The organism is Bacillus sp. S2(2024) (assembly GCF_050474045.1).
Lineage (GTDB): Bacteria > Bacillota > Bacilli > Bacillales > Bacillaceae_G > Bacillus_A > Bacillus_A yunxiaonensis.
The window spans coordinates 131,954-154,002 of sequence record NZ_JBFLUS010000005.1; the positions used below are offsets into that span (position 1 = coordinate 131,954).

Here is a 22,049-nt window from a genome sequence, read left to right on the forward strand (position 1 = left end):
AATACAGCATGCAAAAAACTTCTTAAGTCATTTTTATCTAAAAAACATGGATTATAATGTAAATATAGGATAATATAGGATATCGAAACAGGTAATCTTCTCCTTCTCTTGAATAAGGGTAGGTTGTAGAAATGAACATAAGGAGTTTAGATGAATACTATGAAGAAGTATGGATTATTAAGTATACCTCTTATTCTTTTCAGCTGGGACTTATTGTCGTATTTCAATTTTCAAATTGTATTGAACATGATAATTGTTTTGATTCTGCTGGCTATTCTTTTAAAACGTACAATACTTCAAAATATTTTTGATTGGATCATTGGTAGTTGTTTCTCTATATATTTTTGTTTCCTGTATATGAAGACAATTAAAATCAGTCTCTTTTACTCTCAACTGAATCACACAACAGAGGAAATAAAAAGAATGCTTACATTATCAGTCAATCTGATACCATTCAAAGGAATTATAGATATATTCCAACATAATCCTTCTGCTTTTTATCAAGTCTTCGGAAATGGAATTATGCTTGCTCCTTTTACATTTGCTATGCTGTATTTTAAGTGGGTAATAAGTATCAGACAAGCTATCTGGTACTCATTCCTTTGTACAGTGGCTATTGAATTCATTCAATTCATACAGACTTGTATATCAGCTTTATTTGGATTAGGCGAAGGTAGAAGTGCAGACATTGATGACGTAATCTTAAATACTATAAGTGCTGTGGTAGGTATTGTTTGTTACCTTCTATGGTGCAAAATTAAAAACCGATTTAGCAGAAAAACAAGAGACGCCAACATACCTATTTAACTTCCGCTAACAAGAATTATATGAACACAAAAGTCCCCCAGTTAAACAATCTGGAGGACTTTTAATAGTTTTCTAAATACATTGAATCCCCATAATGTTACGTTATGTTAACTGAACTTGTATAGAATATACAAGAAAGAACAGTAATCTTATAGTAAGATGTTTGTGTTAAAATGGAATAAAAAGGAAGGTTGGGGTTTGATGAAATTAAGGTTATCTTTCATTGTTTTATCTGTAATACTTAGTGTTACATGCGTATTCTTTATACAAAAAAGGAATGTTATTTTTCAAGAAGGAAATCCAATACCATTTGCAATTGCTATGTCAAAGATGATCCTTGCAGATAAAAATATAATGAAAGTACAAACTGACGATATTCCCTACACCCACTTAGTAAAACGAGGGAAACTAGAGCCCTATATTGAAATGAGAGAGAAAGATGGATGGAAATTTTTAAAAAGAGATATATACGCAAATTCTCTAACTTTCCAAAAAGGAAATATAACAGAGAGTGTTTCTTACAGATATTTCACACGGTATTATACAATTATTGATTCCCAATACTAATAAATACATTGACTTCCGCTAACAATCATTATGTGAACACTAAAGTCCTCCAGTTAAACAATCTGGAGGACTATTTTTTTTGTTATTTTTTCTTCTTCCCATCCCCGTCTTCATCTTCAGCTACTAAAACTTTCTGTTCCTCATGAAATTCTGAAATTGCTTGACCGGTAATATTATCGAATGGAGTATAGAAAGAGGTTATATTTTTCTTTTTAATAAATAATTTATAGAAGCCAATTATCACTAAGATAACAATTGTTAACGGTAATCCCATAACAGCCATAAGTAAAGGATCCATGGTTAATCTCCTTTTTATATCTAGTTTAAAATACATGATTGTTTCTGAACCAAGTTTACAACATGCAAAAAAATAAGCAAAATAAAATATAGAAATTCTCCTAGTATATACATTTCAATGTATGGCTTATTTTTTCCTAGATGAAAGCTTATTGTTTTACTTCCAATAACGAGAATTATGTAAAAAGTAAAGCCAGCCTGATGGACGGTTTTTTTGTATTTTTTGCTTAGCGTGGGTTTTTTTTCCGAAATGCTGGCGGTACCCCATGCCCATCAAGCTAAGATTTTGAAGTATCCCCAAGACGAAAATTTTATTATTTTACAGTTTTTTATGAGAAATTAACTCATTTGTTTTGTATGGGGGAACAACCAATTTCTTAACTTGATTTGAAATTAAAAATATAAACCTTTGCCCACCGGCTGAACAGTTTCTAACACAGTATCAACCATGTCTTCATTAATTAGGGTTCTTATAATCCAAGCTGAGAGATCTTGAGCAGCAAAACAACCTGCAGCTGTCGAGATATTTCCTTCGTTTACGAAACTTTGTTCAATAACGTCTACATCAAATTCTTTTAGCTGTTCTACTACGGATGGATATGTAGTTGCTTTTTTGCCAGTTAACAATTTTTTAGCTCCTAGTAGTAGTGAACCAGAACACATAGAGCCTATTAATTGTCTTTGAGGATCTACATGAATGTTATTAAGATATTCTTGATTTTTATATAAATCTTGTACACCCTTACCACTTCCAAATATTACAGCGTCAGCAGAAGGAATATCAGATATGCTTCCTGTCATGGGAATACGTAAGCCAGACATGGATATATGAGTTTTTTCCGTTCCTAATAGTTGGACATTCCAATCAGAAATACCGCCAACTAAACGTACACGATTTAATAAATCCCATGGTAAAAAAACATCTATATCAGTAAAGTTATCGAAACAGACTATTGCAATTTTCATTCTCTAACCCTCCATTATTTAAACATTAAATACATTTTAATTATAACAATTTCAAATGGCGGTAGCGTGGTTTAAATTTTTTAATAACCGGGTATCCGACCAGCGCCATCAAGCTAAAAAATTGTATCCATAAAACGAAAAAACGCTATTCATTTTGTAGAAATATACAGAAAGGGTGGCGCTTTTGATATGAATTTATCGATTTCTGATTTATAAATAAGAAGGATAGCGAGTTAAGAGGTTTGAAAAAATTCACACAAAAGAAAATTCAGAAAAAAATTTCTCAACTTTTTAAAAAATTCTTTCTTATCCAAACATGATATTATAGAAATAATATACATTTGAGGAAAAAGGGGGAAAATGTGTGAACATTCAAACGAAGGGGAGCGAGCAAATTATAGGATTGTTAGATAATTGGTATGTTGTGATTCGCAAAAGAAATTCAGAGAAAGCAAAACAAATTAAAAATGAAATTGATCGAAAAATTTCTAGTGTAGAAGATGAAAATTTACTTTTTTATCATGCTTTATTAGAATTTCGCTATCAATATTTGACAGAACATTTAAGTATCGGTAAGGATAGCTTCAATAAAATAGAATCATTTGATAAACCAGATGATGAGAAATTATCATACTATTATTACTTTTTTAAAGCAATGTATTTGACGATAATGGGAGACTATAATTTAGCGAAAAAACATTATGAGGAAGCAGAGAAAAAGCTTCACAAACTTTCAGATCGGTTGGAAAGTGCAGAATTCCATTTCAAGCTTTCTACATTTAGTTGTCATACCCAACGCTATGTTTTAGCTTTAAAACAAGTATCCAGAGCGAGAGAGCTTTTTGCGAATAATTATGAGGGTAATGAACTAAATATAGGTTATTGCAACAACGTTGCGGGGTTAGTTTGCGTGCATTTAAAGGAATATGAATTGGCGGAAGAATATCTTATTTCCGCATTAGATACATTTAGCAAACAAAAAGATGAACACGCGACACTATATGTACGTCATAATTTAGGTTTTATGTATGCTAATCAAAATTTATCAGAATTGGCAATTCGTCATTTGTCGGAGGTATCTGAAAATGAACCTGGCAATTATAGAGCGATTTTATTGGAAGCTTGTGAATATGAAAAATTAGGGAAGAAAGATGTTGCATTAAGTCTTTTTGAAAAGGGTTTAAATATTAGTAATGAGTTAAAGATTGAAGAGTATCAGCATCATTTCAAAATTTTAAAAGCGATAAATGAAGAGGTTCCAGGAGAACAACTGGAAGCAGCAATTTTAGCAGGAAATAAGTACTTTGAAAAAGAAAATTTATATGAGTATGTTGATGAATATACTGAAAAGTTAGCATTAAAGTTTTATCAAGAAGGTAATGATTCAAAGGCAAGTAAATATTTTTATTTAAGTTCGCAAGTGCGAAAAGAAAATCATAAGAAGGAGGTATGAAAATGAAAAAAATGATAGCTGGTCTTATGGGCATCATTACAGCCCTTACTCTAACATTTGGAATTACTCAAGGATCAAAAGAAATTCAAGTATCGAATAGTCAAACTGTTCAATATTCGCATGGTAATACTGGTGGTTGATAAAAAATAAAAACATATTAACATTCTAATAACTATACCCTATTAATGAAGGCGCCCTCCAGGGCGTTTTTTTTAGGGGAGAATTTCATTTTTTAGGAAACAAATGTCTCGTTAAATGTACTTAATTTCCATGATATTACAAAAGGAGGTGGAACTATCTTTCTTATTTATAGAATTCGATATGTTTGAAAATATACTAAATAAGATAATGGCAATTAGAGATCATTATGCTCGTATGATGTTGCTAGTTATCTATACTCTATTGAGAAAGGAAGCTTTTTTGATGTTACTTGGTTCGGAAATTCTCAATTACAATTACCAAAATTATAATTGAAGTAAAACAATTAACCTTTATGCAAAAGAATGCCTATCGGTGTAAATACGTACTTTGGGAACGACATACTTTATATAATTAGTTTAGTATAATACTTAATACATTTGTTCGCTATTATCATAGACTTCCTCGTTTACGAGTCCTCTAATAAAGCTTTCAAAATCTTTTGCTAACCACGTAATTTTATAATCAGCTTCTTGATCTACATGTACAACACAAGGTTCTCCTTGTGGTCCGCATTCTCTATAATCAAGAAATACCATATCATGACCAGCTGAGGGACAGTCACAAATGGCTATTCCTATTTGGGGATATTCCCATTCTTCAATCCAAAATTGACTACCGCATTCTCCTCCCAGCGAAGAACTTTTTTTATATCCAATACCATAAATACCAGTTATGGCAATATGATCTTCAGCCCAACTTGTGGAAGTATTTGTAGGGAAACAATTATTTATTGGAATTCCTCCATTGTGTTTTTTCATTAACCAAATATAGGATGGTGGTAGCTTATATCCTAATTCAGTTTCTAAATTAAAAATTATTTCTTCTGTAGGGTGTTCAGAAATATACTCCTTTCTTGCATATTCACTTTCCTTCCAAAAATAGTTAAAATCAAAATCATCGAAATATCCCATTTATTTAACCCCCTTCATATATATTCCAATTTTATCATGAAAGACGAATCATATTTAACTAGTAACATGCTTCTTTGTCCGTTAATGCAGGATAAACCTTTTAAGTTGGAGTTTATCGATTGTCTTAATTAGCTTTGTATTTTCCAATATTATGATAAACTTAGTATTAACAGGAAATAATAAATAAAGGAGAGAGCGTATGGATTATATGAATAAAGAATTCATCTCCATTTTAGAAGACTTTAAAAAGAAACCTACTAAAGAAAAAGTAACGCAAATATTAAAAGAATTTGGTGTACAATCTCCTGAATATTGGGCTGAGGATGAGATAAAAGGTAACGAAGCAGTCCTTGCTGCTTTTCGTTTTTTAAGACCATTACAAGCAACCCTAGATAAGTATTTATACGACAATGAGAGATGGGTGCAACATTCTATTGAACGTACCAGTGAACAAAAGAATCCCAATCCAGAAGATGTGATTTTAAGAGAAATGATAAGCGCAGGGATTTCACCGGAACAAATAGGATTGTTTGCTTATTGGATTGCTAGGTCAGCTATTAATGGAGTTCTTTATCGTTTATCTGATCCATGTGGTGGAGATTATGATTTACCTAACGAGGGAGAGGGGCTACCAATTTGGAGGTTAGAGGAATACATTGAATCTTATAATGAAAGGACATTCAATGTAGAACGTACAGGGCGACCGTTACCTGAATTACATAATATTTTTCCATTCCACAATCCAGGTGAAAAATAAGGATAGATTTATAGAGATGCACTTACATACTTCCTAAAAGGTGGAGAATTTGATTATATGGCTCCTGTCGTGCAAGGTGAAGTAGACCAAGGGCTATTTCAAAAGAATGATAAACTGAAACGAAGCTGGAGTAAGTTAGCAAACATAGAAAACCCTAAAGAGAATAAAATAGGCTTTTCCGAAGTATATGGGGAGGCGCGACAAGAGACAAATGTTAGGCCTTCTAAATATTTTATTAAGAGGAAAGGTTCCAAGTAAATTGGAGAGTAAAAACATAATAGATGAAAGAAAACAGTTAATTGAACAAATAAAAATTGTGATAACTAGCCTTGAAGAAAAGTATTATAAAGAAATACAAAGGGGAGGAGTTCTACAACTTATATACATAAGATATAAAAATGCATTAGAGATACTTGAGAATGATAAAGATATCGCTAGAATTGTTATTATTGGTGGTATAAAAGCATATCTAGATAGTTATAGTGATTATGAAAATCCTATATTAGGAGAGTTATATAAAGCTGAAAAATTGTATAAAGAATTATTAAATTAAATAGATTGTGATGATTGTCTATTATTTTTTATGTGTAAGGTAAATAGCCACAAAAATAGGTACTCAAGTGAGTATCTATTTTCTCGTTTGTCGGATTTAGAAAATTAATATAGGTTGAAATATTAAAATGAATTTATATGATTTAATCGTACTTTTAAATAGATGATTTGATATATTTTGGAATGCGAGGTCTGCCCGTAAAAGTGGAAGGATGTTTCTTGTATGCCTTGATGGATGCAAATAATGATTTCCAGTTTTGATATAACTTTTTCATAACTGCTTGATTCGTTTGCGCTGGCAAACTCATATAGTCTTGTTACTTCATTGTTTTAAACAGACAATCTAGGAAGTGATACGATAAGAACGATTTCTCTTTTGTCGGGAATGCAAACAGATTACATTTGATTTTTTGCGTTTTTACACATTTCTAGGAAGTAAGGGTATAACTTATGACCTTTCTTGATCCAAATTTGATAGGTTGCATATTCTTTTTCTTTTGTCATCATGTTCACCTCCTTCTCCCCTTCATGATACTACAAAACAGTCGGAAAGAACGTACATTCGCCATGGTGCAAAATATTTTTACAAGTGCGATGGTAATTCATCTCCACCTTAAACTGGACTATGCCCTACACGTTTTGAAGATGGAGTTTTCTTGCCAATTTTTCGATAAAAAAATTTCTTAAACCCCTTAGTTTTCGAAAATAAAGTAAACATACTTAAAGTAGAGGTATCACTTCTCGAATCTTTAAGCAATCTATAGTAAGGGAGAGGAGAAATTTATATGGATTCTAAAACATTTGAAAAGCTACAGACATTACGTAGGTATAAAGAACCGATTCCAGCAGTACTACGAACAGTTAAACGTAAGGATAAGGAGAATCCAGATACAGAGTATGCTGAATTTGCACTTGAAAATGGAAAAGTAATCGGTATTTGTACAAAAGAAGATTTTTCTGATTACGCGTTCAGAAGTATTACACAATTCACCGGGAATATTTTTAATGTAATTATTACCCAAATGTCTGATGAAATAGAAGTAAATAAAGTTCAAGTATCTGTAAAAGAGGCCAGCCATAGGGCAGCAGATACCTTTATTCGCGAATTAATTGAATTAGAACAAGAAGATAGACTCCAAGAACCTACCTATGAAGCAGAGGTAACTGGATATAATATGAATGCTCAAGTTCCAACAATATTCTTACGCATTAATGGTGCAGAGTGCTTTATGAAGCTACATGAATTAAATTATGGAAGAGTGTATAAGAATGCAGTAGATCGCTATGCGCCAATAGGAGAGCGTATACCAGTGAAAGTTCTTCAGTTTAGCCCGGAGCAACGTTTAATCCATGTTTCAAGAAAAGCTGCCGTAGAAAACCCTTATCAGTTATTAGTGGATTTAACAGAAGGTGACACAATTGTAGGCAGGGTTGTAAATGTTGATCCAAGATTTGGGGTATTTGTTGAATTAGATCAAGGCTGCACAATTAAAGGTATTGTCCCTAAAACAATCGAACAGCCAGTATTGGATGAAGTTGTTAGTCTGAGAATTGTTAGTGTAGATGTAGAAAAAGAGAGGGGTTCGGGTGTTATCTTTAAGTTCCCATTCGGGCGTAAAAAAGTTAATGACCCAACGTCCTTTTTATATAGCTAATGAGTACACCACAGGTTTCTGTACAAGAGAGTGGAAAGGCAATTCAATATTGGCTTAATAGGGATGAAACTTTATCATTATGGGATGATCCCTCTTTACAGGGAGGGCCTATTCTTCCAGACAAATTTAAACCATTAACTGATCTGAGAAGTATTTACGATAGAATTAATTCTGGATTTATAAATGAAAAGGATAATCTTATTTTAAAACTTATTTGGGATTCATTAGCAATAACTGAAGCTCAAATAAAGAATTTTGTAGAATCTAAAATTAGTAGATCCCAAGTCTCAGAATCCCTAAAAAAGTTAGTTCTATATGGGTTTGTTAGTCGATGGGAAGTTAAATCAGGATTGTTTCCAGACCAACCTAAGACTTCTGCTCCAATCACTCTTAATACCGCTGGACACTTAATGATGTGGGCATATCATAATCGGAATACAAATTACTCATTGAAGCCGGAACAATGGTTAAAATTAGGGGTGGCAGGGGTGCAACGATTTGTCACCATGAATCAAATTAAATATGAGTTTGCTGTTGGTCAGAGATTATTAAAAAATTGGTGCTGGTATCCAAAATTAAAAGGCACTGGTAAAGGATACAATCCCATTGCAGTCGCTGAAGTAAAAACACCTATTGGAGAACAAAACTTCATATTTGAGCGTGTTCAGCAGGGCCAACAATTCTCCAAGCATTTGAAATCAAGGCTAAAAATTTGGGAAGAGCAAATTGAGAATAGTTCCAATGGGTTATTACATTTTGAAAATACTAAAAACTTACCGGGGATTTTTATTTTATCTATATCGAATCTTTCTTTAGCAGAATATGTTCGAAAAGAGCTTATGTTGGATTTACGTAGGATTCCCATTATGCTTTTAATTGATGAATGTATTCATAATGAAGGATTTCCTAAAGCATTTTATATTGCAACTCAAAATGGAATTCAGCAGGCACCATTACCATTTTTGAAATAACACGAGCTGCTTCAGATAAAAAACTGAAGCAGCTTTTCGTGCTTAAATCAGTATAATCTATCATATTTAAAGAGAAAAAGGAGTTTTATAAGGTGATTCATTTGAAGGAATGGAATAGATGTGTTGAATTAATATTCCCATGTAAAGTTGAAACACTATTTAATTGTAAAATCGACCATTAGGGAAAATAGTATCTGATAAATAATTGTAACTAGAAAACATTTGTCAGAAAATTCGATTTGATATATAATAGTAATGTATACTTTTTATATTTTTCACTATTCCATAATGAATCTAAGCCTTTCGGGTTTACTTTTTATTACAGTGTAGCGTAATTACTATGCACATCTGTGATATTAATGTATTCCTGAAGGGCTTTTTTGTGTTTTAGGAATGGAGTTAGTGAAGACTAACAAGGAGTGATGTGATTATACAATTCCAATATGAATAGGCATATTGAATTAAGGGCAATGTTTTATACGAAAGTAATTATCAAGTGAGAGAATGAATATGAAAGTAGTTTCGAATGAAGCTAGGGAACTTTTGAGTCATTTAGAAACGATTTTTAAAAAGATAGAAAAAGAGGATTGTCTATGAATAACAGAGTTTGTTACTGCAGAGGACATGCTTTTAAAGGTCTTTTGAATTTAGAACTTTATTTTCTATGAAAATTCTAATCAAAGGGGATAGAAAAATGGGAAAAACCATTATGATACAATCAGTAAAACTGGTTAAAGAAAGTAATAAGATTTATGATGTAGAAAAGAAAAGAATTACTAGTCCTGAAGATGTATGTCGTCTTGCTAGAATCGTATTAAAAGCTGATTCTATGCCACACGAGGTTTTCGGAGTATTTAATCTAAATAGCAAAAATGAAATTATCGGATGTAGTATTGTTTCGCAAGGTGTACTTAATGCTTCGATAGTTCACCCGCGCGAAACGGTGCGCCCATAAGGGTATGTAGGAAATCTGCTTTCGCAAAGCAGTAGAGTAATATCACAAAATAATACTCTATCATCAGCCAACTTATCTGAAAGGGAAACCGGACAGGGAGTGTAGCATGTTGGAAAAACCGTAAGTTGATTAGTTACCAAATCACGACTGAACGGTGAGATGAAATATTACGGATAAGGATGAAAGCTAAACTGCTTGAAGGATAGCTCAAGGGGGACTACGTGGACCTACAGCGGGAGGTAACGATAAACGCTGTGTGAAATGTGCGTGTTTCTTATACGTTTCGAGAAACATGATGTGATACCATTTCAACCACTTTCTATATGGAATGTAACGAGCGAAAGTCACATCCGCTACCGTAATAAGCGATGTTCCTTCTTATCTAAATGGGGATTGCCTAAGTTGGACTGCCAAGAGATGGCTATAGCGAATGCGCTTGAATATCCAATATGGCAACGGAGCTCTCGTAGTAGTTCGAGATGGGGAAAGCCCATTACATGGCGAAGGGGAGCAGTTTATCAGTATTTAATACAAAATTGGGAAGGAGCGCGAGGCTCTATGAGAAGTCCAAAAGTAGTATTAAATAATCTAGCCTCTAAAGCAAAAGATGTAAATTATAAATTTGAGCGATTATATCGAAATTTATATAATATTGAATTTTTCCTAGAAGCATATGGGAAAATTTATACAAATAAAGGAAGTAATACGAAAGGCTCAACAGAAGAAACTATTGATGGAATGAGTATAAGTCGTATAAACCGTTTAATCTCGAAACTAAAGGATTGTAGTTATCAACCTAACCCGGTAAGGCGAGTATACATTCCAAAGAGTAAAGGAAAGTTACGTCCGCTTGGGATTCCCTCTTTTGAAGATAAACTAGTTCAGGAAGTAGTAAGATGTTTAATTGAAGGCATCTATGAAGAAAGTTTTTCACCTCACTCACATGCATTTCGACCGAATCTAAGCTGCCATACAGCCCTTAAAGAAATCAAAAATACATTCACTGGTTGTCGCTGGTTTATAGAAGGCGATATAAAAGGTTTTTTTGACCATATCAATCATCATATTTTGATTCACACCTTGCGAAAAAGAATAAATGATGAGAAATTTCTTGATTTAATCTGGAAGTTTCTGCGGGCCGGTTATATAGAAGATTGGACCTTTCATAAAACGTACAGTGGAACACCACAGGGCGGCATTATTAGTCCAATATTATCAAATATTTACCTAAATGAATTAGACAAGTATATGGAAGAATACATGGATTTGTTTAATAAAGGAGATAAACGAAAATATAACCCGACCTATCACAAAATTGCAAATAAAATTGTGCATGGAAAGGCAAAGAATCAAAAAGAATGGGAAACGTTAGATAAAGAAACCCGTTTACAAAGAGCCAGTGAAATGAAGCAACTGTATAAGGAACTTCTTAACCATGATAGCAAAGATCTGTTTGATCCAAACTATCGTCGAATGAAGTATGTGAGGTATGCAGATGATTTCTTAATAGGTGTGATAGCGAGTAAAGATGAAGTGCAGCAAATAAAGCGGGATATTACTTTGTTCTTAATAGAGAAATTAAAATTAGAACTCAGTGAAGAGAAAACGTTGATAACGCACACAACGAAGAAGGCTAGATTCCTCGGATACGATATAAAAGTCGCTCGTGACCAGCAGACAATGAAAACGAAAAAAGGTACAAAAAAACGGAAATTTAATTTTCAAGTAAGGTTATATGTACCGCACGAGAAGTACATCAATAAGCTCATTCAACTAGGAGCCATTACACTTGGAAAGAACAATAAGTGGAAAGTATTACAGCGACCTTATTTGCTATCGAATGATGACGTAGAAATTATGCTTACGTACAATGCAGAAATTCGGGGGTTATACAACTACTACCGTTTAGCAACGAATGTCCATGTCTTACAATCATTTCGACAAAACATGAAATATAGCATGATGAAAACATATGCTAACAAGTACAAGACAACAATGAGCAAGATGATTGATAAAATGTCAATCAATGGTAAGATAGGCATTCGTTATAGTACTTCTAGTGGCTCGCGAATTTTATATTTCACTGACCAACGCATGGAAAAAAATATGAACATCGATAACAAAGAAATAGATAACGAACCAGTAACGCTCAAATACAGTGGTAGGACAAATCTCATCGATAGACTTTTAGCAAATATATGTGAATGGTGCGGAGCAACAGGAATACCACTTGAAATGCATCATGTCCATAAGCTAAAAGATTTAAAAGGTAAAAAAAGATGGGAACAAAAGATGATTGCAAGAAAACGGAAGACACTTGCGATGTGTGAAAAATGCCACCACAATTTACACAATGGTAAGCTAGATTGATAAATGGAGAGCCGTATACTTTGAGAGGAGTACGTACGGTTCGGAGGGGAGTTCTTGGAAACCTACCTTAGAAATAAGGAAAGGCGCTGGGTTCTTACCCTACTTTCGGACAGCTATATTAAATAATGCAGCATCAATCATATGTTTTCATAATCATCCATCTAGTCATGTGGAACCATCAAGGGAAGATTTAGAAGTAACTGGAAGATTGGCGAAAAGTGGAGAAATTTTAGGCATTTCTTTATTAGATCACGTTATCATAGCAGACAATAAATTTATCAGTTTAAAAAATAAAGGCTATATGAATTTTAATTAATGAAAAAGCAATCAGAGTAATAATATTCTGGTTGCTTTTTATCTAAAATAGGCGAGAATACCCCTTCCTCAAGGAATGTGAAGGGTATAGCCTATAAGCCTAGAGTAGGGAGGGGGAATCGCCTTCGGACAAGGGATAGCTTACTTACCATCTCGATTGTCCGACTGTTCGAGCGTCATTTATAATAAATAAAAAAATAGCTTGCGTACGAGTGCCAAAACCATTCTTCTTTTTGTAATGGTCTACTCTTTCAATTCGTTTTTTCGGCGTTCTTAATGCAATGGATTTTTTTCTATTCTTAAATTTTTCGTCATACAAAAAATATATTAAATGGTATAAAATGTATGTAGTAACTTATAAAGAGGGGTGGAAATCAACGATAGTCAACAAGGCTTATAAATTTCGTTTGTATCCCAATCAAGAACAAGAAACATTAATCAATAAAACAATTGGCTGTTCTCGCTTTGTATTTAATCATTTCCTTTCTAAATGGAACGATACATACACGGAAACAAGAAAGAGTTTATCATATGGAACATGTTCGGCAGAACTTCCTAAGCTGAAGAAAGAATTTGTTTGGTTAAAAGAAGTAGATAGTATCGCCATGCAATCATCTGTCAGAAATCTTGCAGATGCGTTTGACCGTTTCTTTAAGAAACAAAATGATGCACCACGATTCAAGTCCAAAAAGAATAAAGTACAATCCTATACAACAAAATATACAAACGGAAATATTACGATTGCAGGAAATAAAATAAAATTACCGAAATTAGGTCTTGTTCGTTTTGCTAAATCAAGAGAAGTAGAAGGGCGTATTTTAAACGCTACCGTTAGACGTAATCCAAGCGGGAAATACTTTGTTTCAATTCTTGTTGAAACAGAAGTGCAACCATTAGAAAAAACAGGTTCTTCTGTTGGTGTTGATGTTGGATTAAAAGACTTTGCTATTTTGAGTACAGGCGAAGTATTCTCTAATCCCAAATGGTTTCGTAAACTTGAAGAAAAATTAGCGACCGCACAGCGTATCCTTTCCAAGCGCGTGAAGGGTTCTTCGAATTGGAACAAGCAACGTATTAAAGTTGCAAGAATCCACGAACGTATCACCAATGCAAGAACAGACTACTTGCAAAAAATATCTACCGAAATTGTCAAAAACCACGACATCATTGGTATTGAAGATTTGCGAGTGTCAAATATGCTAAAAAATCATAAATTAGCGAAAGCAATAAGTGAAGTATCTTGGTCACAATTTAGAACCATGCTCGAATACAAAGCCAAATGGTATGACAAACAGGTCGTTGCTGTGTCTAAAACATTCGCTTCCAGTCAGCTTTGTTCTTGTTGTGGTTACCAAAACAAAGACGTTAAGAATCTAAATCTTCGTGAATGGGATTGCCCTTCTTGTGGCGCACATCATGACAGAGATATTAACGCAGGACAAAACCTTAAAAACGAAGCCATAAGACTTCTAACCGTAGGAACTACGGGGTTAGCCTACTAAGATAACTAAAGGATACTTTGGTGTTCGTAGGAATCTCCCACTTCAAACAGTCCGCAAGGGCGTTAAGTGGCGGGTAGTTCAAATACTTAAAGTAGGTAGAACTATTTTATAAGAGGGAGATGATACTTTGGAGGTTTTGTATACAGCTGCTTCTGCACAAACAAAGAAAGAAGATTTGCCATTTGATATTTCATGGATGACAGATTGGTTCACAGACTGGTTCGGTTCATTATTTAAAGGAAGTAGCGATGTGGTGAAGGGGGGAGGCGGTAAAATAGATGGTGCAGTTCATGCCAGTGTACCTGCATTCTTTGATTTTATCTTTGTTATCCTCTCTATAGTAATTTTGATTTCATTATTGGTATTTGGAGCTTCACTATGGTTCAAACATATTAAGTGGAAGAAAAGATCAATTTATTTTGGAGTAGGCTCGTTCATTTTAATACTTTTAATTAGAATTATACCCGTGTTAATTTTAACGACTCGTTCATTTGATTTCCAAACATTTATGAGCAATATGATAGGCCTAATTACATCTATCATTTTAGGAACAGCTGTTTTAATGTTTTTAATCTCTTTAGCATTAGGTATGCTTTATAAAAAATTTGAACATCCCAAATATGGGAAATGGAGTTCAAGTTTAAAGTATAGTTCAATTTTTATTTTTATAATGACACTGTTAGTACCCGTGCTTTTACGTCATTTATAAAAACGAGTCAAGGATAGATGGAAGAAGAGGATTGATTGAATTAATTTCAAATGAAAATAGAGATTATAAGAATAGTTGTGTTCATTACAATCATGAATTAGAAAAGTGTCCTTTTCTTTATGGAATAGATTATAGCTTTAAAGACATTATAGTACGTTGTACTTTTTATACATCTAGAACTGAAAAAAGGTTTTGGTTAATAAGTTTGTTTAATTAATAAAAAATTATGCTTTTTTACATACCCAGAGCCACCTTAGTTTAATAAAAAAGATTAAATTTCTAATGATGGCAAGGTAAAAGGGGGATATGTTTTTAGTGACTACGTTTATCGTAATGGTTAGTATATTTTTAATTTTGTTTGTAATAGGTCCGATAGCAACCAAGAAGAAGGAAGAAAAAGAAAAAATGGAAAAAGAGCTTTTGGAGAAAGTAGCAGCATTAAATGAGCAAGAAAAAGTTGAAATGGAGGTAAATGGTACTAAGGTAATGGTAACCAAAAAATCGAAGTTAAAACAAAAAGTATTTAAAATAGTAAGCAGTAGTGAACAAAATGATAATTTATAATATGGAGTGAAATTGAATTTTCACTTCATCTTTCTCTCTATTTCTGTACAGAGATAATAAAGTTGTTTAATTTACAATAAAGTCGTTTAAAACATAATAAAGTTGTTTAAAATACTCTCAGAATTACTCAACAATCGGGCCAAATTGTTGAGTAATTCTGAGAGTATTTTTAGATATTTTAAAGGAGAATTAAGTAAATAAGGTATTAATCTTATACAAATGGTATTATTTACATGGAGGAGGTATAAAAAATGATTTTACCTAAAATTAGAAAGGAAGTCTTTGAGAGAGATAATCATAAATGTACATATTGTGGTACTGAATTGTCCCTTTCCGAAAGTCATTGACAGAATAATACAACTGTTAAATTGTATTTTTAACAGTTGAGTAAAGGTTGTACTATGACTAAAAAACATCTATAACAATCCAGACGTTAATCGATAATCATGAGGAGAGGATTCCGTTGACTATTTATGAGCAAATAATAGAGGTTCTTAAAGAAAAAATAGGTGATACTTTAACATCCATAGAGATAAGAGACAGATTAATAACAAAATTTAATACAAATCCAAGTAGTATTATTCTTTCCGATTATTGTTATAACCGTTACAACAACGGAATACCTTTTAATAAACATCTGTTTATATATATAAACAGAAATACATATAGATATGTAGGTGAAAATTATCCTTATACTGGACGAGTTTATCACAAACCTAAAGGTGCAGAGTATGAATCTGTTGTAGGTGAGTGGAATAATGGGCAACTTCTTCTCTATAAGGATCAAACTATTAAAAAAGGTACAATAGGAATCTCACAAATAAAAAAGTTATATGAAGAATACTTTGAAATGTTACGATTTGAAATGAATGTCCTTGGATGCAAGGCAACTGAATTAAGGCATCTTATAGGTCGTCTAGGTGAATTCTTTTGTGTTCTTTACACGAATGGAGAGCTAGCTAAAGTGACTAATCAACATGGATATGATGTCATAAAAGACGGAAGAAGAATAAGTGTTAAAACAACTGCCCAAGATAATAGTTTTATTACAATCAATCAAAATACATTCGACCAATTCGATGACTTCTTCGTAGTTCAGTACAAAGATGATGACTTGAAACTGTTATTTTATGGGCCAAAAGAAGAAATCCCATCACCCAGAACATATGGAAATAAATATGAGGTCGATATAAGTTCTTTAAAAAGACTATCAAAAACAATTTAATCAACAAGCATGTGGTTAAATTTAACATAATAATACACTTTAATTTTCAACAATCGTGCGATATTTTTGAGTACAGTGAAGTACCTTATATCGAAAATTAAATAACTTTATATTAACCCCGCCCTAAATTTAGAACGGGGTTATGCTTGTTTTAGGTTTTAAGATTAAATAACTTTATTGTCTTTTTACAACTTCGGGTAATGCATCAGTAGTTCTGAAAGATCCTAATCTTCTTCCTCTTGAGCTAAAGATAAAGAGATATCATCACGTACAACAGACAGCTTCTTCTTTTCACCATTTGGATTACGCCTACGTCAAAACCGCAAAATAATTATTTGTTTAACTTTGTGTATATTTCGAGCATTCGAGTGGATGGTAATGAAATACATGTTCCTTCAGATAAGAGTGAGCTCCTTGCCTTTTTAGATAAAGAGTTACCAGTCAAGATGCAAGGTGCAGAGCAAAGTGAGGCAGCGTTTATGCGCTTAAAGCAGCTTGAACAGTTACAAGTACTAACAAAACAGAAGGAGAACATTCATAGCGATGCTGAGAAATATGATGAGTTAAAGGAAGCTGCACAGGCCCTACTCGAGCTACCGTTATTTTCATCTCTTGTATTAAAAGAACGTCTTCCAGTAAAGCCAACACAAGTGTTTCTGCATAATCCGTCCTACCGCGTAGCGTGGCAGGCACTGCAGCGCATTAAGCATGAACTATCTGCTTCATTATTTGTACAACAGCACCAACGACAGATTAGTACTGGAAAGGTGGAACAAATTTTTGAGGTATGGACGCTTTATAAAATCATACATATCCTAACGAAAGAAATGGGCTGGCAAATTGATGGTTATAAGGATATAACATTATGTCTTGATCAGTACATGATGGAGGGAAGCACACAAGGACTCCAAAACTTTTCGGCTATACTTAGCTGGCAACACTGTCAGGTGGAACTTTATTATGAACCGAAAATTCATCTTACACCTAGACGTTATCTTACACCAGACCTTGTCTTGAAATTTAAGATGCATGACCAGACTATGGGGCTTGTCATATTAGATGCGAAATATCGTAATTACGAGTCTCAGGGAACTGACCAGTGGAAGAAGGACGTTGTTGATATTGCAATTAAAAAATACGGTCATATGCAACCGATTGAGCCAAAATGGAAAGAGCCCATCCTGGCGTCTTGTATTTTGCATTCAGATGTAGTGATTTCAGAGAACGCCGAGGATATGTACAACCCGTATCATGTGCTGTATAACGAAGCGTTATTTAAAACTGATTTATGTAAAGAAGAGGCACATAAATATGGATCAATTTATATGATTCCTTCTATGACTCATGTCTTTAAAAACTGGTTCCGTTTGATTATGGAATACCATTTAGGAGAGCATAAGGTATGCTGGTACTGCGGAGAGGCGAATGAAGTGCAAGAGCGTCAACTTCTAACTCAGGCTGGTTACCCAAAATACTATTATACATGCAAATCTTGTAACGGGTTTTGGGTGAAAGTACATTGTCGATCCAATCATCATAAGCTTATTAAGCATATGCATAACTACCATCTACAAGTAGAAAATCGTAGAAAATGGTATGTTGTTTGCCCGAGTTGTGGCGATGGTCGACCAAGGGTTATAGGAAATCCAATCGTAACAATTTCATAATAATAAATGTTGGTGTGAACAGATCTCTATGTTCTGCTGTAATGATTTCGGATGAAGAGTGCTCTGTAGTGTAGACTGCAGAGCGTTTTTTATTTGGATATTAATAAAAATTCATATATATAATGTTGATTTTGTAAAAAAATGTTATTATTCCTTATGTAAAGGTAATTCATATAAGGGGGAACAAATGAATTGAAAGGTAGAATCAAAATGATTAGTGACTTAAAAAAAGCAGCATTATCTTCATTAAAGGGTAGATGGGGATTAGGAGCGGGAGCATCGGTTCTGAATTATGTCATTTCTATGTTGGGTGTGGGTACTATTGGAGTCCCCATGTTTCTTTTGTGGAGCTTATTAGCAGGAATGATAGCCCCTAATTTTGTATATTATTCAGTTACAGGGGAAGCTGAGATAAATGTAACACTCATGATTATTATGTTAGTTACTTATGCTTTTTTATGGATTATTATGTTTATTGTTTCGATAACTGTACAAGGCATTATGAATTATGGCTATTATAATTTGACATTGAGTTTAGCAAAAAGGGAATCTACTACCATTGATGGGTTATTTGAAGGGTTTCGAAAAAAGAATGTGTTTAGATCTATAAAGGCGGCTTTTTTAATGGCTGTATACACATTATTATGGAGTTTATTGTTAATTGTACCAGGTATTATAAAGGCCTTCTCTTATTCTATTACCTACTATATATTAATGGATCATCCAGAATATACGGCGAGTGAAGCAATTAAAAAGAGCCGGGAAATGATGAAAGGACATAAATTAGATTTATTCATACTATCGTTAAGCTTTATCGGATGGTTTATTTTAGGAACCTTTACATTTGGTATCGCATACCTTTGGATTTATCCATATTACACTACAACAGTATCGCATTTTTACTTAAAATTGGTAGATAAAAATAAAGTTATGGAAGAAAAAACAGTTATCTAAATGAATATTTTTTACAGTTGTAGCGAAAAAAGAGTCCTGTATTTAAGTATTATGGTTTGCTATTATAGAGAATTTATTAACTGTAGAAATTGAAAATTTTCGTTTTGGGGGTATTTAATTTCGTTAGGTTGATAGCGATGGGGTAGCACCACATACCTATCAACTTAAGAAAAGTAAACACCCCAAAAACGAAAAAAAGCTGACTTCTTAAATAACTAAAGGTACAATTCGTTTTCATAGTTCACATAAATTTCAAAATTATAATCTTTAACTGGTAATATTTGTTATATAATAAAATTATTAAGACAGTTCTCCTTAGGTTAGTATGTCTTATGAGATTGTTTGTGTAGCTCTATGATTTACCCTACCCTAAAAAGAACTTGTAGTGATTTCTACAAGTTCTTTTTGTATTTCTGGTTAAACATGGATGAAATAGTATGTAATTCTGTGACGTGTTTGATAGACATGGGGGAGCAACACAATCCATTGAATTTTCACCTCTCTAATTTTTGATTCTTTCTTCATAATGTTTGGCAAGTTTATAAAATGAAGAACGTTTGATGCCATACTTTTTCATGGCTCCTACTGCAGTAATCGAACCGGATTTCCATTCCTTATAAGCTGCAATAAATTCTTCTGTTATTTCGACAGGAGGACGCCCTAAGTGTTTTCCTTGTTTTCTAGCAAGAGCAATTCCTTCGGCTTGACGTTGTTTAATATCAATACGCTCTTTTTCTGCAAAGACTGATAATATTATATTTTTAGAAAAGGGAAAGGTAGTAGAAACAGGTACTCATGACGAATTAATAGCGAGACAATCTAAATATACCGAACTATATAAGTTGCAAGTTAAAAAGTATGTTTGAATGGGAGAGAGGAAATGAGTAAGATAGACAAACTAGTTTGCTTTCAAAAAGAAGATATTGATGTCATGGAATCTTGGTTTCAGGATGCTGAGACTTACCAAAGACTGGGAGGGATTCTACCTTTAAACGATTGGTACAAATTTGTCAAAGAAAATGAAAATTACGTAGTATGGATGGCTAAAAACGGAAATAAAGTCGTAGGAATTACTATGGTTGAAGTAGATGAAGATCACACAGGAAGTATTGCTATATTAACGAATCCGTCTTTACGTGGAAGGGGGATTGGTAAATCCTTAATAAAAAGTACGCTATTATTGGATGAAATGAGTCACGTCAGGAAATGGTTTGCAGGAATTGAGGCTGATAATAAAGCTTGTTTAAAATGTTTTCAGGCGAACGAATTTGTATTTGAAAATCTATATCCTGATGAAGATGGCTATTACTCGCTTGTATACTTTGTTAAATGTAATAATAAAAGTTGAAAAAGGTTCTGGTGCAAAATTTGGTTGTGGTGCAAAGATGATTTCAAAAAAACATAGGACATGAATTTCCTATTAACTTACGAATTATGCTGCAATGCCAAACAGTTTATCAATGAATTCTTTTCGATTTTGGGCAGACTTCACCCCTTGGTGAACTTGCCCTTTTTTCATCATATGCATGGCTTCAATGCCACGTACTATTGAAGTAGCAGTTTCATACGTTTTGAATCCCAGCATAGAGCATACTCTTTTCTTAATGAAACGATGATCTTGTTCTACGATATTATTGAGATATTTCACTTGTCTCATTATTGACTACTGATAATAGGACGTTATGTTAACCAAGCATGTATACGATATTCATAGTTTGCTACATACTACATTCTGATAAAATGAAATGAAAGAAAATTAGAATAATTCAAAGGGAGAAGAGTGATGATTGATATTTTTAAAATTTTTGCGGCCTTAGCTTTGGGCTACTTTTTAGGCAGCCTAAATACAGCGGTGATTGTAGGGAAAATATACAGAAAGGACATAAGAAACCATGGAAGCCAAAGCGCCGGGCTTACCAATACCCTGAGGGTACTTGGTAAATCTGCTGCAGTATTTGTTCTTGCTGGGGATATATTAAAAGGGATAATTGCCTGTTTTATAGGATTGTTCCTTAGCGTTTACTTTTATTCAGGAGAAGCTAAAGATTGCGTAAGCCTTTTAGCGGCAGGCGCAGGAGCGATTATAGGGCATAACTGGCCGATATATTTTGGTTTTAAAGGGGGCAAAGGAGCACTTACGGGAGTAGCTGTGATGTTTATGATCAACTGGATTATGGCCATTTTATGCATTTGTTTTTTTGTGATGATAGTAGTTTTTACCCGTTATGTTTCTTTAGGCACAATATGCGCTACAATGCTTTTTGCAGCTATTTCATTTATTCCGGTTTTTGGTAATACTATATATTTTTATATATTTGCTTTCCTAATGACGTTTATAGTTATTTTCAAGCATAGAGAAAATATAAAAAGGCTACTTTCAGGAACAGAAAATAAACTTATTTTTTCGCGACGTTGAGCATGTCGTCAAAATGGAAAAAATTTAAAGTTAGTTAACCGTTTAAAACAAGAGACCACATTACAACTTCCAATAACGATAATTACGTGAACATGAATACCCTCCAGATTGCTTGCTGGAGGGTACTTTTATAGACTCCTAGACACATTGAATCCCGATAATGATGCGTTATGTTAACAGAGTATGTATACGATATACATATTAATTCTCATATATAATTTAAGATAAACAATGA

20 protein-coding genes and 5 pseudogenes are annotated in these 22,049 nt (G+C 33.3%); 19 read left to right on the forward strand and 6 right to left on the reverse strand.

Annotation, left to right across the window (positions count from 1 at the left end; genetic code table 11):
* The first annotated feature begins 150 nt into the window (after positions 1–150).
* Positions 151–807: a VanZ family protein gene (locus tag AB1284_RS25560; protein ID WP_429761991.1), complete on the forward strand. Its 657-nt coding sequence runs from the start codon at positions 151–153 to the stop codon at positions 805–807.
* Between the two features lie 201 nt (positions 808–1,008).
* A complete protein-coding gene (locus AB1284_RS25565) occupies positions 1,009–1,374 on the forward strand; it encodes a hypothetical protein (protein ID WP_429762112.1) in 366 nt (121 codons plus the stop codon).
* A gap of 82 nt (positions 1,375–1,456) precedes the next feature.
* Here the strand turns inward: AB1284_RS25565 and AB1284_RS25570 are convergent, their stop codons facing one another.
* Both AB1284_RS25570 and AB1284_RS25575 read right to left on the reverse strand, forming a co-directional pair.
* Positions 1,457–1,672 (reverse strand): DUF3951 domain-containing protein, encoded by a 216-nt coding sequence (locus AB1284_RS25570; protein ID WP_429761992.1) that lies wholly within the window; start codon positions 1,670–1,672, stop codon positions 1,457–1,459.
* A gap of 392 nt (positions 1,673–2,064) precedes the next feature.
* Positions 2,065–2,637 (reverse strand): DJ-1/PfpI family protein, encoded by a 573-nt coding sequence (locus tag AB1284_RS25575; RefSeq protein ID WP_429761993.1) that lies wholly within the window; start codon positions 2,635–2,637, stop codon positions 2,065–2,067.
* Between the two features lie 364 nt (positions 2,638–3,001).
* Between AB1284_RS25575 and AB1284_RS25580 the strand changes: the two genes are divergently transcribed.
* Both AB1284_RS25580 and AB1284_RS25585 read left to right on the forward strand, forming a co-directional pair.
* Positions 3,002–4,090, forward strand: coding sequence for a tetratricopeptide repeat protein (locus AB1284_RS25580; protein ID WP_429761994.1), 1,089 nt, complete (start codon positions 3,002–3,004; stop codon positions 4,088–4,090).
* Between the two features lie 2 nt (positions 4,091–4,092).
* Positions 4,093–4,230, forward strand: a complete 138-nt coding sequence (locus AB1284_RS25585) for a hypothetical protein (protein ID WP_429761995.1) — start codon at positions 4,093–4,095, stop codon at positions 4,228–4,230.
* A gap of 429 nt (positions 4,231–4,659) precedes the next feature.
* Here AB1284_RS25585 and AB1284_RS25590 read toward each other — a convergent pair whose 3' ends face one another.
* Positions 4,660–5,202, reverse strand: a complete 543-nt coding sequence (locus tag AB1284_RS25590) for an SMI1/KNR4 family protein (RefSeq protein ID WP_429761996.1) — start codon at positions 5,200–5,202, stop codon at positions 4,660–4,662.
* A 199-nt stretch (positions 5,203–5,401) separates the two neighbouring features.
* Between AB1284_RS25590 and AB1284_RS25595 the strand changes: the two genes are divergently transcribed.
* Positions 5,402–5,959, forward strand: coding sequence for a hypothetical protein (locus AB1284_RS25595; protein ID WP_429761997.1), 558 nt, complete (start codon positions 5,402–5,404; stop codon positions 5,957–5,959).
* 277 nt (positions 5,960–6,236) lie between these two features.
* The gene (locus AB1284_RS25600; protein ID WP_429762113.1) at positions 6,237–6,512 is read left to right on the forward strand and encodes a hypothetical protein; all 276 of its coding nucleotides are present in this window, start codon (positions 6,237–6,239) and stop codon (positions 6,510–6,512) included.
* A 160-nt stretch (positions 6,513–6,672) separates the two neighbouring features.
* Here the strand turns inward: AB1284_RS25600 and AB1284_RS25605 are convergent.
* A pseudogene (locus tag AB1284_RS25605) lies at positions 6,673–7,015 on the reverse strand (hypothetical protein); the annotation flags it as partial.
* A 281-nt stretch (positions 7,016–7,296) separates the two neighbouring features.
* On the opposite strand from AB1284_RS25605, the gene AB1284_RS25610 reads away from it, so the two are divergent.
* From AB1284_RS25610 to AB1284_RS25660, 11 genes and pseudogenes are all read left to right on the forward strand, one after another.
* Complete coding sequence (locus AB1284_RS25610) at positions 7,297–8,166, forward strand: RNA-binding protein (protein WP_429761998.1); 870 nt, start codon at positions 7,297–7,299, stop codon at positions 8,164–8,166.
* The gene (locus tag AB1284_RS25615; protein WP_429761999.1) at positions 8,166–9,137 is read left to right on the forward strand and encodes a hypothetical protein; all 972 of its coding nucleotides are present in this window, start codon (positions 8,166–8,168) and stop codon (positions 9,135–9,137) included. Before AB1284_RS25610 ends, AB1284_RS25615 begins: the two co-directional genes overlap by 1 nt.
* 694 nt (positions 9,138–9,831) lie before the next feature.
* Positions 9,832–10,086 (forward strand): annotated as a pseudogene (locus AB1284_RS25620) (JAB domain-containing protein); the annotation flags it as partial.
* Between the two features lie 564 nt (positions 10,087–10,650).
* Positions 10,651–12,462: a reverse transcriptase domain-containing protein gene (locus AB1284_RS25625; protein ID WP_429762000.1), complete on the forward strand. Its 1,812-nt coding sequence runs from the start codon at positions 10,651–10,653 to the stop codon at positions 12,460–12,462.
* Positions 12,463–12,565: 103 nt separating this feature from the next.
* A pseudogene (locus tag AB1284_RS25630) lies at positions 12,566–12,778 on the forward strand (JAB domain-containing protein); the annotation flags it as partial.
* A gap of 340 nt (positions 12,779–13,118) precedes the next feature.
* Positions 13,119–14,279, forward strand: coding sequence for an IS200/IS605 family element RNA-guided endonuclease TnpB (tnpB, locus tag AB1284_RS25635; protein ID WP_429762001.1), 1,161 nt, complete (start codon positions 13,119–13,121; stop codon positions 14,277–14,279).
* Between the two features lie 127 nt (positions 14,280–14,406).
* Positions 14,407–14,988: a hypothetical protein gene (locus AB1284_RS25640; RefSeq protein WP_429762002.1), complete on the forward strand. Its 582-nt coding sequence runs from the start codon at positions 14,407–14,409 to the stop codon at positions 14,986–14,988.
* Positions 14,989–15,303: 315 nt separating this feature from the next.
* Positions 15,304–15,552, forward strand: a complete 249-nt coding sequence (locus AB1284_RS25645) for a hypothetical protein (RefSeq protein ID WP_429762003.1) — start codon at positions 15,304–15,306, stop codon at positions 15,550–15,552.
* Positions 15,553–16,015: 463 nt separating this feature from the next.
* Positions 16,016–16,777 (forward strand): DUF7225 domain-containing protein, encoded by a 762-nt coding sequence (locus tag AB1284_RS25650; RefSeq protein ID WP_429762004.1) that lies wholly within the window; start codon positions 16,016–16,018, stop codon positions 16,775–16,777.
* A gap of 368 nt (positions 16,778–17,145) precedes the next feature.
* The gene (locus tag AB1284_RS25655; RefSeq protein WP_429762005.1) at positions 17,146–18,444 is read left to right on the forward strand and encodes a nuclease domain-containing protein; all 1,299 of its coding nucleotides are present in this window, start codon (positions 17,146–17,148) and stop codon (positions 18,442–18,444) included.
* 210 nt (positions 18,445–18,654) lie between these two features.
* Positions 18,655–19,398 (forward strand): DUF975 family protein, encoded by a 744-nt coding sequence (locus AB1284_RS25660; protein ID WP_429762114.1) that lies wholly within the window; start codon positions 18,655–18,657, stop codon positions 19,396–19,398.
* A gap of 502 nt (positions 19,399–19,900) precedes the next feature.
* On the opposite strand, the pseudogene AB1284_RS25665 reads toward AB1284_RS25660, so the two are convergent.
* Positions 19,901–20,152: pseudogene (locus AB1284_RS25665) on the reverse strand (recombinase family protein); the annotation flags it as partial.
* 126 nt (positions 20,153–20,278) lie between these two features.
* On the opposite strand from AB1284_RS25665, the gene AB1284_RS25670 reads away from it, so the two are divergent.
* The gene (locus AB1284_RS25670; protein ID WP_429762006.1) at positions 20,279–20,746 is read left to right on the forward strand and encodes a GNAT family N-acetyltransferase; all 468 of its coding nucleotides are present in this window, start codon (positions 20,279–20,281) and stop codon (positions 20,744–20,746) included.
* An 84-nt stretch (positions 20,747–20,830) separates the two neighbouring features.
* Here the strand turns inward: AB1284_RS25670 and AB1284_RS25675 are convergent.
* Positions 20,831–21,055, reverse strand: a pseudogene (locus tag AB1284_RS25675) (DDE-type integrase/transposase/recombinase); the annotation flags it as partial.
* A 126-nt stretch (positions 21,056–21,181) separates the two neighbouring features.
* Between AB1284_RS25675 and plsY the strand changes: the two are divergent.
* On the forward strand, positions 21,182–21,814 hold the full coding sequence (gene plsY / locus AB1284_RS25680) for a glycerol-3-phosphate 1-O-acyltransferase PlsY (protein WP_429762007.1): 633 nt from the start codon (positions 21,182–21,184) through the stop codon (positions 21,812–21,814).
* Positions 21,815–22,049: the final 235 nt, after the last annotated feature.